Source organism: Streptomyces sp. NRRL F-5123, from assembly GCF_000721495.1.
Lineage (GTDB): Bacteria > Actinomycetota > Actinomycetes > Streptomycetales > Streptomycetaceae > Actinacidiphila.
The window spans coordinates 108,205-120,595 of the sequence record NZ_JOHY01000001.1 but is presented as its reverse complement, the minus strand read 5'-3'; the positions used below and the strand labels follow the sequence as shown (position 1 = coordinate 120,595).

The 12,391-nt window shown below is 74.7% G+C and carries 11 protein-coding genes; 9 read left to right on the top strand and 2 right to left on the bottom strand.

All coding sequences use genetic code 11. From position 1 onward, the window contains the following. Positions 1–39: 39 nt before the first annotated feature. On the top strand, positions 40–417 hold the full coding sequence (locus IH54_RS42670; RefSeq protein ID WP_078861811.1) for an HIT family protein: 378 nt from the start codon (positions 40–42) through the stop codon (positions 415–417). Positions 418–501: 84 nt separating this feature from the next. Here IH54_RS42670 and IH54_RS41250 read toward each other — a convergent pair whose 3' ends face one another. Next, a complete protein-coding gene (locus IH54_RS41250; protein ID WP_159011579.1) occupies positions 502–1,821 on the bottom strand; it encodes a hypothetical protein in 1,320 nt (439 codons plus the stop codon). A 147-nt stretch (positions 1,822–1,968) separates the two neighbouring features. On the opposite strand from IH54_RS41250, the gene IH54_RS0100525 reads away from it, so the two are divergent. From IH54_RS0100525 to IH54_RS0100510, 4 genes are all read left to right on the top strand, one after another. Continuing rightward, complete coding sequence (locus IH54_RS0100525; protein ID WP_031512013.1) at positions 1,969–3,798, top strand: Hsp70 family protein; 1,830 nt, start codon at positions 1,969–1,971, stop codon at positions 3,796–3,798. A gap of 86 nt (positions 3,799–3,884) precedes the next feature. After that, entirely contained in the window at positions 3,885–4,823 is a 939-nt protein-coding gene (locus IH54_RS0100520; RefSeq protein ID WP_031512011.1) for a hypothetical protein, read from the top strand. Beyond that, complete coding sequence (locus IH54_RS0100515) at positions 4,820–5,986, top strand: hypothetical protein (protein ID WP_031512010.1); 1,167 nt, start codon at positions 4,820–4,822, stop codon at positions 5,984–5,986. Before IH54_RS0100520 ends, IH54_RS0100515 begins: the two co-directional genes overlap by 4 nt. Beyond that, positions 5,986–7,146, top strand: coding sequence for a patatin-like phospholipase family protein (locus IH54_RS0100510; RefSeq protein ID WP_031512009.1), 1,161 nt, complete (start codon positions 5,986–5,988; stop codon positions 7,144–7,146). Before IH54_RS0100515 ends, IH54_RS0100510 begins: the two co-directional genes overlap by 1 nt. 150 nt (positions 7,147–7,296) lie before the next feature. Here IH54_RS0100510 and IH54_RS0100505 read toward each other — a convergent pair whose 3' ends face one another. Beyond that, the gene (locus tag IH54_RS0100505) at positions 7,297–8,685 is read right to left on the bottom strand and encodes an MFS transporter (RefSeq protein WP_199923308.1); all 1,389 of its coding nucleotides are present in this window, start codon (positions 8,683–8,685) and stop codon (positions 7,297–7,299) included. 83 nt (positions 8,686–8,768) lie between these two features. On the opposite strand from IH54_RS0100505, the gene IH54_RS0100500 reads away from it, so the two are divergent. The 4 genes from IH54_RS0100500 to IH54_RS0100485 all read left to right on the top strand — a co-directional run bounded on the left by IH54_RS0100500 (position 8,769) and on the right by IH54_RS0100485 (position 12,390). Continuing rightward, on the top strand, positions 8,769–9,275 hold the full coding sequence (locus IH54_RS0100500) for a MarR family winged helix-turn-helix transcriptional regulator (protein WP_031512006.1): 507 nt from the start codon (positions 8,769–8,771) through the stop codon (positions 9,273–9,275). A gap of 175 nt (positions 9,276–9,450) precedes the next feature. Next, positions 9,451–9,654 carry a cold-shock protein gene (locus IH54_RS0100495; RefSeq protein WP_031512004.1) on the top strand — a complete coding sequence of 68 codons (204 nt, stop codon included), beginning with the start codon at positions 9,451–9,453 and terminating at the stop codon, positions 9,652–9,654. A 101-nt stretch (positions 9,655–9,755) separates the two neighbouring features. Beyond that, positions 9,756–11,384: a DEAD/DEAH box helicase gene (locus IH54_RS0100490; protein ID WP_052396905.1), complete on the top strand. Its 1,629-nt coding sequence runs from the start codon at positions 9,756–9,758 to the stop codon at positions 11,382–11,384. A gap of 97 nt (positions 11,385–11,481) precedes the next feature. Then, entirely contained in the window at positions 11,482–12,390 is a 909-nt protein-coding gene (locus IH54_RS0100485) for a phosphotransferase (RefSeq protein WP_031512001.1), read from the top strand. Position 12,391: the final 1 nt, after the last annotated feature.

The window sequence follows — 12,391 nt, the reverse complement described above, 5'->3', positions numbered from 1 at the left end:
ACAATGGCCGCAGGGACGGCGACTGCGGTGAGGACGACGATGGCCGAGGGAGCGCGTGACGGGGCCGGGGGCCCGGCGGCCGGATGCCCCTTCTGCGAGCTGCTGGACACGCCCGGCCACCCCGCCGTGGTGGAGCGGTGGCCGGACGCGGTGGCACTGACACCGCGCGGCCCGGTGACCGAGGGCCACGTCCTGGTCGTGCCGCGCCGCCATGTGGCCGACGCGGCGGCCGACCCCGAGGTCGCCGCCGCGGCCATGCGGCACGCGGCGCGGCTGGCGGGCCGCTATCCGTCGTGCAACATCATCACCAGCTGCGGCGCCGAGGCCACGCAGACGGTCTTCCACCTGCACCTGCACGTCGTCCCGCGCCGGGACGGCGACCGGCTGGCCCTGCCCTGGGTCCCCGCCCCCCGCTGAGCGCGGCAGGCCGCGTACCGGCCCTCCGCGGCAGGGCAGCGCGCCCGGCGGCGCACCGGTCGCGGTGCTCCCGGCAGCCGGCGCTCAGCCGTCCGTCAGCACCTCCCACACCGGCGTGCGGACGACCACCGGGCGGTCCCGGTCCGCCTCCGTCGTCAGCAGCGGCATCCACAGCGTGCGCACCCCCCGGCGGTTGACCAGCCGGCAGTCGCGGCCGCAGCCGGGGCAGGCGACGCGGCCCGCGGTCAGGCCGTCCTGCGGGGCGTCGAAGTAGCCGAAGGCGTCGACGCCGCCGGACTGCTCCGGCGCGCGCAGGAACGCGTCCCAGTCCAGCGCGTCCGGCGCGCGGCCGTGCGGGGCGCAGCGCGGGCAGGGCACCCGCACCCGGGACCAGAAGTGCTCCTGCACCACCTCCGGGTCGTAGAAGCCCCAGCGCCGCAGCACCCGGGAGAGCGGGCGGGCGGGCCCGGTCGGCGCGATGCGGCTCTCGGGCGCGGCGGAGACCGGGTCGCAGTTGGTCAGCAGCACGGTCAGCCGCCGTACCTGCCCGTGGTCCGGCAGCCGGAGCAGCCCGCGGGCGGCGGCCTCCGTCAGCGGTGTCGTGCCGGGCACGCCGGGCAGCACGACCTGCGCGTCCGCGATCCTGGGCAGCCGGCCGAGCCGCACGCCCTGGGTGTGCAGCAGCATGTACGCGGCGCACATCAGCTCGCCGGCGCACCAGAAGGAGTCGGCGTAGTCGCCGGTGAGGTAGACGAGGATGCGGGAGGTGGCCTCGATCTCGCGCTGGAGCCGGGCGACGCCCTCCCACATCTGGGCCCGGGTGACCACCTCGGTGGGGTAGGAGAACTCGCACGGCGGCACCATCCGCACGGTCGTGCCGCGGTCCCGCTCGAAGGCCTCCCGCCAGGCCTCCGCCGCCTGCTGGTGCGTGCCGCGGAAGCTCAGGAAGTGCTCGGCGGGCCGGTCGTACATCCAGTAGTGCCCCGCGGGCGACGGGCCGTCCAGGGCCGGTTCCGGGAGCGGGACGCCGAACCGGGCCGCCAGGTGGCGGGCGAGCCAGGCCCCGATCGCGTCGTTGCCGAACGTGCTGCCGTGCACGGGTGCGAACTGGTGCCACGTCAGCACGTTGCGCGGCAGCGGGGTGCGGCTGACGATCACGTTCTTGCGGCGCAGCTTCGTCCACATCGTCATCGCGTCGTAGACGCCGCGCTCGTCCTCCAGTGAGGCGTCCCAGATCGTCACGTCGGTGCGGCCGAACTCCGCGCGCATCCCCTCGCGCCGGTCGGCGGGCGGCCGTACGACGCGCAGTTCGGCGCACAACGCTTCGGCGAGCGGGGCGACATGACGGTCCAGCAGGTCTTGGCCGCCGTCGGTGGCCGGTGCGAAACAGGTCAGCCTGGGCACGGTCGGGGAGCGTAGCGCGCCCGCGCGGCAGGCAACACCGCAACACCGTGAAGGCGGCGCGAACCGGCCGAGACTGGACCCATCGCGCACACCAGGAGCGCCCGCGGCCCGCGCCGCCGCGCACGCCCGCGCACAGGGGAGCACGCCATGGACACCACACCCGAGACCGGCACTGTCAGGGTCGCCGCCGCCGTCGACTTCGGCACCCACGGCACGGGCTACGCCTGGTCGGTCATCGAGCCGCTGAACGACGTCCCCGGCGAACGCACCATCGTGCGGTCGTCCTACAAACCGATCGGCAAGTACGAGATCACTCCGGCGAAGAACCTCTCCGCGCTGCTCACCGACGCGGACGGCGCTGTGGCCGAATGGGGCATCGCGGCGCGTGCCCGGTGGATCCAGCTGCTGGAGACCCAGGCCACGAAGGGCTGGGGCTACGCGACCGGCTACAAGATGGCGCTGCGCGCGGACACCGGCGAGATGGGCGTCGCCCAGGCGCTGGGCACCGCCGACATCCACGACACGGCGGCGGTCCGCGCGCTGGTGACCGGGTGCCTGGCCAAGGTGCGCGCCGCCGCCGAGGAGGAGATGTCCGGCTCCGGCGTCCTGCCCCACCAGGTGCGCTGGTGCCTGACCGTCCCGGCGATCTGGGACGAGCACGACAAGCAGCTGATGCGCGAGGCGGCCGTCACGGCCGGCTTCCCGGACGACGAGGAGCGGCTGCTGCTGGCCTACGAGCCGGAGGCCGCTGCCATCACGGCGTACCTCTCGCTGGCGCTGGCCATCGACGGCACCGGGCAGACCGACCGGGTGCCGCTCATGAAAGCCGGCACGCGCTTCATGGTGGTCGACTGCGGCGGCGGGACCGTCGACATCACCGCCTACGAATCCCTCAAGGACGGAACGATCCTGCTGGCCGAGATCGGCGCGGTCTGCGGGGGCCGGCTCGGCTCCGAGTTCCTGGACCACGCCTTCAGGACCGAGCTGCTGGCCGACCGGCTCGGCGCGGACCTGGTGTCGCGGCTGGCGACGACCCACCCCGACGAGCTGCAGCGGATGGTCGAGCAGTGGGAGCGCCACAAGGTCGACGACCTGGTCACGGTCTCCGACGGCACGACCGGCGAGCTGCGGCTCGCGGATTCGAGCTACCTGCGGGTGGAGGTGCCCGGCACGGTCTGGGAGCTGCTCGGCGAGGACCACCGGCAGCAGCTGACCGCGGCGAGCGGCCGCCGCTACCGCCTGGAGTTCACCGCCGCGGAGGTGCAGGGCGTCTACGACGGCCTGGTCGACCCGATCCTGGCGCAGATCGACAAGCAGCTGGCGGCCATGGCCAGGACCCCGGCCAAGGCCCCCGACGCGGGCGGCGCGCCGCAGGAGTACCTGCTGCTGGTCGGGGGCTTCTCCGGCAGCAGCTATCTGCGCGAGCGCATCCACCGGCGGTTCGGCGACCGCATCCGCATCCTGCGCCCCGCCCGTCATGACTGCGCCGTCCTCGACGGCGCCGTGCACTACGCCTACGACCCGGGAATGATCGCCTCCCACCAGGCCCGCTTCACCTACGGGGTGGCGCTGTGCCAGCCGTGGGAGGAGCAGGACGGCGCCGAGCGGCGCGGCGTCGTCAACGGCCAGGCGCTGTGCGGCAACCGCTTCCAGATCGCCGTCGTCCGGGGGCAGACGGTCGAGGTCGGCGAGTACGTGGAGGTGCCCGACCTGCGCCCGGTCGACCGCAGGTCCACCCAGGTGGAGCTGGAGTTCTACCGGACCAGGGACACCGCCCCCCGCTACACCGACGACACCGGATGCCAGCAGGCCGGGACCCTCATGGTGCCTGTGCCCCGCCACTTCCGGCGCAGGAGCAGCCAGGACTGCTTCACCTTGCGGATGTACTTCGGCGACACCCAGATCAGGGTCGAGATGCGCGACGACCGGACCGGCGAGATCACCAGGGGCACCGTCGCCTTCGCCCGGATGCGCTGAGTCCGCGCGACGGAGCGCACGCCACCACGCCCGGCACGGGAACCGCCCGCCGCCGGGGCAGCCGAGCACGGAAGGAGGCCCACGACGTGCACGACCACGACAGGACCGGGCCGGGATTCAGGCAGGCGCGCCACGGGGGCGCATCTGCCGGACACCGTCTGACGGATCTGCTGGGTCTGGTCGACCCGGCGGATCTGAAGGACCTCACGGAAAAGGAAGTGGAAGAGGTGCTGCGCCGACTGCTGTTCATGTTCCGCTGGCTGCTGACCGGTGGACCCAATGATGTCGAGGACAAGCTGAAACTGCTCGTCCGCTCGACCGCTGACCTGACGAAGACAGCGAAGGAGCTCGACGACAAGCTGAAGGCCGCGAACGAGGTGCTCGCCCGGCAGCAGGCGCAGCTGGCGCTGATCCAGGGCGCCTTGAGCCGGCTCCAGGACGACCAGCACGACCGGCACGCCGAACTCGGCGCGAAGTGGCAGAAGCTGCTGGGCGACCGGGAACTCGTCCGGCTGGTGGAGCAGGCCGTCACGCTCGCTCCGGGCCGGACGTGGGATCCCGCGGACCAGTCGCCGGACGCGCACTGGGCCCGGGTGCGCGACGAGGCGACGGCGCGGCGCGCGAGCGCGGAGCTGCTGATCGCGGCCGACGAGGTGGACCTGGCCGCGCTGGAGCGGCTGCTCGTCCCCGCGGGTGCGGAGGGCACGCGGGAGCGGGCCGAGGTCGCGGAACTCGCCGCCAGGGCGGCCGGGCTGCACCGCGCCGCCAGCGGGCTGAAGTACCGCCCCGCCTTCGACTTCTCGCCCCCGGAGCCGGTGGTGACGCCGGAGACCGCGATCCTCTTCTCGCCCGAGTGCGGTTACGGGCGGCGCGCCGCATACGTGGTGCTGCCCGCATACCGGCTGAACGACAAGCGGCTCACGCTGCCGACCGTGCTGACGGACCGCGCCGCCCCGGCCGGGGAGCGGACCGTGCCGGTGGTCGTCCGTACCGCGGCCGGGGGCACGGGGAGGGACACGGCATGAGCGTCATGGACCTGCGGGTGCTCGCCGAGCGGATCCCGCTCGTCGCCGACCGGGCCCTCGTGGAGATCGTCAACAGCACCGAGACCGCCGGCCACCTCGCGGACCACCGGGCCGGGGAAGGCTTCTTCCGGCGCCTGTGGTCGAAGGGCACGGGCGCGGACCGCAAGCGCGAGGTGCAGGGGACCCAGGCGCTGGCCCGCGCCCAGCGCCTCACCGTCGACCTGGTCCGCGACCTGGGCGAGCACCTGTCCTTCACCAACCTCAACGTGGCGCTGGTGTCGACCCGGCTGGACGAGCTGGCGCGGGAGACCGAGGACAGCGGCCTGCTCGCCCGGCAGAGCCTCGGCGAGGTCTCCGAACTGGCGTCGGTGGTGGCCTCGTTCATGGACATCACCTCCCGCCGGCTGGACGCCGTCGAGCAGCGCCTCGACACCCACGCGGCACTCCTGGACGTCCACGCCGCCGCCCTGCTGGAGCTGGAGCGGCGGCAGGTCCACGGCGAGCTGTGGCAGAACTCCCGGGACACGGTGGACGCGCTGATGCGCAAGTGGCGTACGTACGGGGCCTACCGCTCGCTGCCCTGGCCCGTCCAGGCGCTGCTGCTCGCCCGGCAGCTCGCCGCGGGCAAGCCCGGGGAGCACGAGGCGGCCACCGGCGACCGGGAGTGGCGCGAGCGGCTGACCGACGAGCTGCTCGCCGACCCCGGGTACGGGGAGCTGCGCGAGGCGCTGGGGTGGCGGGAGCGGCTGCCGCTCGCGGCCCTGCTCTCGCACGTGCTGGCCGGGCTGCCGGGCGCGGACGACCGGCTGATGGTCGCCGAGCTGCTCGGCGCGGGGCTGCCGCCCGGGCTGCGCCCGCCGCACGGCCCGCTCGCCCTGGTCACCGCGCGCACCCTGGAGCTCGCGGTGCTGCGGCCGCAGGAGCAGCAGGCGCACCTCATCCACCAGGCCCGTCAGGACACCTTCGCGGAGTGCCTGACCAGGCCCGGGGCGATGACCGCGCAGGAGTTCGTGCGCTGGGCGGTGGAGGAGCAGGCGGACGCGGCGCGGGCGGCCCGCGGGCGGGTCGGCCGCGGGCTCGCGCCGGGCGGACCCGGCACCCTCCCGGAGGCGGTCGCGGACGCGGTGCCGGTCCCGGATCCCGTCGGGGAAGGGAGCGTGTGATGGGCGGCGCCACGCCCGCGAAGGGCCCGGACGAGGTCGCCCCGCTCGTCGCGCGGGCCGAGGCCCTCGCCGCGCGCCCCGTGCCGCCGGTCGCCGCCCGGCGCGAGGGGCTGCAGCCGCTGCCGCTCGCGCCGCCGCCCGAGCACCGGGTGGGGCTGGTGCTCGCGGGCGGCGCGGCCAAGGGCGCGTACCAGGTCGGGGCGGTGCGCCGGCTCGCGGAGGCCGGGGTGGAGCTGACCGCGGTGGCGGGGACGAGCATCGGAGCCCTCAACGCGGCGGTGCTGGCCTCCTCCCCGGACCTGGCGGCGGGCGCGGACCGGCTCGGCGAGGCGTGGGAGTGGTTCACCGGGCGATTCGGGGCAGGACCGTTCGGTCCGGCGGACGGGACGGAGGAGGAGTTCACCGTCCAGTTCGGCAACCTGGCCCCGCGGCTGCTGCGCATGCTGTCGCGGCGCGGCGACCTCGAACGCCTGGTGCGCGCGTCCGTCGACACGGCGGCGCTGCGCACCGGAATACCGTGCCGGGTCGCGGTCTACCCGGTGGAGGCGCCGATCCCGCTGATCTTCTTCCGGCTGCGCGCCGCGCAGGCCGCCGCACAGGTGCTCCGCCGCTACCGGGGCCTGCGCTCCCGGATGGTGGAACTCAACACGCTCTCCGACCAGGAGGTGGTGGACACGGTGCTGGGCAGCGCCGCCCTGCCGCTGCTCTTCCCGCCGCGCAGCGCCGGCAGCGGCTACTACCGCGACGGCTTCCTCGGCGGCGACAACACCCCGATCCGCGCCCTGGCCGACGTCGACCACTGCGACGTGGTGATCGTCGTCCACCTCGCCCCGGGCGAAACGGTCCGCGCCGACGAGCACGACGGCCTCACCCTCCTGCAGATCCGCCCCGCCCGCCCGCTGGTCCCCCCTGGCCCCCTCGGCGGCGTGAGCGGCCCCCTCGACTTCTCCCCCGGCCGCTACCGCACCCTGCACGACCAGGGCTACCGGGACGCCGACGCCCTGATGACCCGGCTGGACGCCCTGCTGCGCGCCACCGCCGCCGTCCGCCACTCCGAACGCCTGATGGCCGAGCGCGTCCAGCGCCTGATCACCCCGCAGCCGCCCGGCACCCCTCGGCTGCGCCCGGAATCCGGCCCTGAGGAGGCCTCCGGCGGCTGAGGCGGGCCGGCCGCGCGGGGCCACGGCTCACCTGGCGCCGGGCGGGTGGCGGTACGGCGCGGGTGGGCCTCGACCAGGGCGTCCGGGGCGTCCGGCCGCTCGATGTGCGAAAGGTGGCCCACCGCGGGAACGGACTGCCACCCCGCCGGGTCAGGAGGTGCTCGCCACCGGGGCGGACGGTCCGGGCTGCGGGACGGGCTCGTACCGCAGCAGCGCGGGGGTCGTGGCCGCGGTGAGGACGAGACCCGCGAGGCAGGCGGCTCCCCCGCTGACGGCGCTGAACGCCGGTGAGACGAGGGAGCCCACCGCGCCCGCCTCGGCGTTGCCCAGCCGCGGTCCGGCCTCGCCCGTCACGAAGCCCACGGCGTTCACCCGGCCGCGCAGGGCGTCCGGGGTGCGGGTCTGCAGGATCGCCGACCGGAGGACGCCGCCGACCATGTCCGCCGCGCCGGCGAGCGCCAGCAGCGGCACCGCGAGCCACAGCGACCGCGCGAGCCCGAATCCCGCGACCGCCAGCCCCCAGCAGCAGCCGGCCGCGAGCAGCGCCCGCCCCTGGCGGCGCACGCCCGGCAGCCCGCCCGACATCGCGGCCGCGAGCACCCCGCCGGCCGCGGGCGCCGCGTAGAGCAGGCCGGCGGTCCGCGGGCCGCCGTGCAACTGCCCTTCCGCGAATGCGGGAAAGAGGGCGAACGGCATTCCGAACACCGTGTTGTTCACGTCCAGCAGCAGGATCGACCGCAATGCGGCGTGGTCGCGCACGAATCGCAGCCCCTCGCCCACCGACGCGAGCCCGGACGCCTCCGTCTTCCGCCGCGCGGGCATCGGCGGCAGCCGCAGCGCCGCATGGACGACGAACGCAAAGCTCACCGCGTCCACCGCAAAAGCCGTCCCCGCGCCCGCCGAAGCGATCAGCACCCCGGCGAGCAGCGGGCCGGCGACGATGCTCGCCTGGAAGGACATCTGCTGCAGGGCCGCGCCCTCGGTGTACCGCTCCGCCGGCAGCAGCAGCGGCATGAAGGTGCGCGACACCGGCGTACTGAGTGCGAACAGGCTCGCCTGGATCCCCGCCAGCACCAGCAGCACCCACGGCCGGCGCACGCCCAGCGCCGCCTGGAGCGCGAACAGGACCGAGACCAGCGCCGACAGCCCCGAGGTCAGGGCGAACAGCCGGCGGCGGTCGAAGGAATCCGCGAGGGACCCGCCGAAGAGGCCCAGCGCGATCGTGGGCACGGCCTCCACCAGGCTCACCGCTCCGACCGCCGCCGGGGACCGGGTCATCGCGTAGACCTGGACCGGCACCACGACGCCCGTGACCATGTTCCCCGCCGTCGAGACGGTCTGGCCGAACCACAACCGCCGGAAATCCGGCGAATCCCGCAACGGCCCGATGTCGACCAGCAGCTTTCTGGGCAGCCCCGGGGATTCCCTACCGGCCTTTCCGGTTCTCCCGCCCTCGCCGGTCTTATCCGCCCTGTCGGCATTACCGGACTTGTCGGCCCTGTCCGGGGACGCGCCGCCGGAATCCGCCGCATCTGCCACGACCGGCACGCTATCCATGCGCCCGACGGGCGGCAAGACTGCCGGAAGGAATGCCCCGCCCGCCCTGTGGCTAGGATGCCCGCATGGCGGACAGCGACCCGGGCGACCCCACGGAGCAGAGCCTCTGGCGGCCGCTGCGCCTGCTCCAGGCCGCGATCGACGCCGACATCGCGCGGATCTACACCGACCAGCGGATCGACGGGCTCAGGCCCGCCTTCGTCATGGAGCTGCTCCGGCTGCACGCCCGCGGGCCCATGACCATCGCGGAGCTGGCCGAGTCCGTGCAGCGCACGCACTCCGCGCTCAGCCAGAAGGTCGCCGCGATGCGGAAGGCCGGGTGGGTCACCACGGTCGCGGGGGACGACGCGCGGACCCGGAAGGTCGCGCTCACCGACGAGGCCCGCCGGGTGGTCGACCGGCTGGCGGCCGAGTGGCGGGCCACCGAGGCGGCCCTCGCCGAGCTGGAGGCGGAGATCCCCTACCCCCTCTCCCGCGCCGTCGCCGACATCGAGCGGGCCCTGGAGCGCAGGAGCTTCCACGACCGGGTCGCCACCCATCTGGCGGCCGGCACCGGCATCGCTCCCGCGTGACGCCCGCGGCCGCTCCCGGCCGGTATGCGCGCGGGCCCGCCGCCATGCTACGATGAATGCGTTGCAGTTGTGGTACCCATGAACCTATGTGCGCCTGACGGAAATGTTTCCTGCAGGCGCATTAGTTTTTTCCGGCATCTCCGGATGGGGCCTCTGCCTACTGAAGGAGAAAGTCATGGCACAGGGAACCGTGAAGTGGTTCAACTCCGAAAAGGGTTTCGGATTCATCGAGCAGGACGGCGGCGGCCCGGACGTCTTCGCCCACTACTCGAACATCGCCTCCCAGGGCTTCCGTGAGCTCCACGAGGGCCAGCGGGTCAGCTTCGACGTCACGCAGGGCCAGAAGGGCCCGCAGGCGGAGAACATCGTTCCCGCCTGATTGCCGTAACGCGAAGCCGTAACGCGGAGTAGCTCACCGGGATCCGCACCGTCACGGTGCGGATCCCGGTTTGTGTTGTATCCAGGAAGGCAGACAGCCCCATGTCCCGCAGGTCCCAGAAGCCGAACGGCCGCGCCGCCGCGCCCTCGTCGGCCCCGTCGTCGCCCAGGGAATTCCGGGTGCCGGAGAACACGACGCCCGCACTTCCCGCCGTCGAGGAGTTCGCCGACCTGGACATGCCCGCGGGGCTGCTCGCGACGCTCACCGCGCAGGGCCTGACCACACCCTTCCCGATCCAGGCCGCCACGCTGCCCAACTCGCTCGCCGGCCGCGACCTGCTGGGGCGCGGACGCACCGGCTCCGGCAAGACGCTGGCCTTCGGGCTCGCCCTGCTGGCCCGGACCGCCGGGCTGCGCGCGCAGCCCAAGGCACCGCTGGCCCTCGTGCTGGTCCCCACCCGCGAACTCGCCCAGCAGGTGACGGACGCGCTGGCGCCGTACGCGACCGCGGTCAACCTGCGGCTGGCGACCGTGGTCGGCGGGCTGTCGATCACCAAGCAGGCCACGACGCTGCGGCGCGGCGCCGAGGTGGTCGTCGCGAGCCCCGGCAGGCTCAACGACCTCGTCGACCGCGGCGACTGCGTGCTCGACGACGTCCGCATCACGGTGCTGGACGAGGCGGACCAGATGACCGACATGGGCTTCCTGCCGCAGATCACCAAGCTGATCCGGCAGGTGCGGCCCGACGGCCAGCGGATGCTCTTCTCGGCCACCCTGGACCACAACATCGACCGCCTGGTGCAGCGGTTCCTGACGGACCCCGTGGTCCACTCGGTGGACCCGTCCGCCGGTGCGGTGACCACGATGGAGCACCATGTGCTCCACCTCCAGGACGAGACCGACAAGAAGACCGTCACCGCGCACATCGCGGCCCGTGACGGGCGGGTCCTCCTCTTCCTCGACACCAAGCGGTCCGCCGACCGGCTCACCAAGCGGCTGCTGTCCGTCGGGGTCCGCGCGGCCGCCCTGCACGGCGGGCGCTCCCAGCCGCAGCGCAACCGGACCCTGGAGCAGTTCCGCAGCGGCGAGGTCACCGCGCTGGTGGCCACGAACGTCGCCGCCCGCGGCATACACATCGACGACCTCGACCTCGTGGTGAACGTCGATCCGCCGACCGACCACAAGGACTACCTGCACCGCGGCGGCCGTACCGCCCGCGCGGGGGGTTCCGGCAGCGTGGTCACGCTGGTGCTGCCCGAGCAGAAGCGGGACGTCACCCGGCTGATGTCGCACGCCGGCATCCGCCCCCGGATCGCCCGCGTCACGTCCAGCGACGCCGAGCTGGCCGAGATCACCGGGGCCCGCGTGCCGTCCGGCACGCCGGTCACGATCGAGGTCCCGCAGCCCCCCGCCCCGGCCAAGTCCCGCCCGCCGCGCAAGCCCGCCGCGAGGTCGGGCGGCCAGTCCGGCGGCAGGTCCGGCGGCCAGTCCGGGGGCAGGTCCGGCGGCCAGTCCGGGGGCAGGTCGGGTGCCAGGTCCGCCGGCCAGTCCGGCACCAAGGCCGCAGCCCAGCCCGGACGCCGCCGCTCCGCGGCGAGCACCGCGGCGGGCGCCGCAGCCGCAGGCACGGCCACCGCGCGCAAGCCGGCCGCAGGCGCCGGAGGCCGGGCGTCCGCCCAGGGCGCCGGCGCCGCGTGCGGTGCGTCGCAAGGCGCCGGATCGGCCTCGTAGTGGGCCTACTCGGTCGATGCGGCAACGCAGCGAGGTGCCGTGCCGGGCGTCGCAAGCCGGTGGAACCCTCCCGGTCACAGCACTAGCGTTGCCCGGCATGACAGCCACCGAGACGGACATCACCGAGGAACTGATCCGGGAGCTGCTGCGCGAGCAGCGTCCCGACCTCGCCGACCGGCCCATCGTGCTCGGGGCGCGCGGATGGGACAACCAGATCTGGCGGCTGGGCGACGACCTGGCCGTACGGCTGCCCTGGGCGACGCAGTCCGCGGACGAGCTGCTGCGCAAGGAGCACGCCTGGCTGCCCGGGCTGGCCCCGGGCCTGCCGCTCCCGGTCCCCGTCCCGCAGCACCTGGGCGAACCCTCCGCGCGCTTCCCGCGCAGCTGGATCGTCACCACGTGGGTGCCCGGCGAGCCCGCCGACCGCGCCCCGGCGACGCGGGCCGCGGAGTCCGCCGACGCCCTGGCCGCCTTCCTGACCGCCCTGCACCGCCCGGCCCCCGAGGGCGCGCCCGCGGGACGGGGCCGCGGCGGTCCGCTCTCGGCCGCCGCCGAGCACGTCGAGGGCGCGCTCGCCTCGGCCGCGGAACTCGGCCTGGTGGACGCCCCGGACGCGATCCGGGCGGTCTGGGAGGACGCCGCCGCGGCGCCCGAGTGGGCGGGCCCGCCGATGTGGCTGCACGGCGACCTGCACCCGGCCAACGTACTGACCGCCGACGGCACCTTCTGCGGCGTGATCGACTTCGGCGACCTCTTCGCGGGCGACCCCGCCTTCGACCTCGCCGCCGCCTGGATCCTGCTCCCGGACGGCGCCGCAGACCGCTTCCACGAGGCCTACCGGCCCTCCCCCGACCCGGCGATGCTGCGACGGGCCCGCGGTCACGCGGTGGCGCGCGCCCTGATGTGCCTGCACATCGGTCATGCCGGCGACCACGGGCGCCTTGGCGGCAAGTCCACCTGGGGCCCGCCCGCGCGCGCCGCGCTGCGCCGGCTGGCCGCCGGGTAGA

Excerpts from the sequence above, each read along its gene's own strand:
- IH54_RS0100510 (WP_031512009.1), top strand. The coding sequence starts at position 5,986 with ATGGGCGGCGCCACGCCCGCGAAGGGCCCGGACGAGGTCGCCCCGCTC.
- IH54_RS0100490 (WP_052396905.1), top strand. The coding sequence starts at position 9,756 with ATGTCCCGCAGGTCCCAGAAGCCGAACGGCCGCGCCGCCGCGCCCTCG.
- IH54_RS0100485 (WP_031512001.1), top strand. The coding sequence starts at position 11,482 with ATGACAGCCACCGAGACGGACATCACCGAGGAACTGATCCGGGAGCTG.
- IH54_RS0100495 (WP_031512004.1), top strand. The coding sequence starts at position 9,451 with ATGGCACAGGGAACCGTGAAGTGGTTCAACTCCGAAAAGGGTTTCGGA.
- IH54_RS0100525 (WP_031512013.1), top strand. The coding sequence starts at position 1,969 with ATGGACACCACACCCGAGACCGGCACTGTCAGGGTCGCCGCCGCCGTC.
- IH54_RS0100500 (WP_031512006.1), top strand. The coding sequence starts at position 8,769 with ATGGCGGACAGCGACCCGGGCGACCCCACGGAGCAGAGCCTCTGGCGG.
- IH54_RS42670 (WP_078861811.1), top strand. The coding sequence starts at position 40 with ATGGCCGAGGGAGCGCGTGACGGGGCCGGGGGCCCGGCGGCCGGATGC.
- IH54_RS0100515 (WP_031512010.1), top strand. The coding sequence starts at position 4,820 with ATGAGCGTCATGGACCTGCGGGTGCTCGCCGAGCGGATCCCGCTCGTC.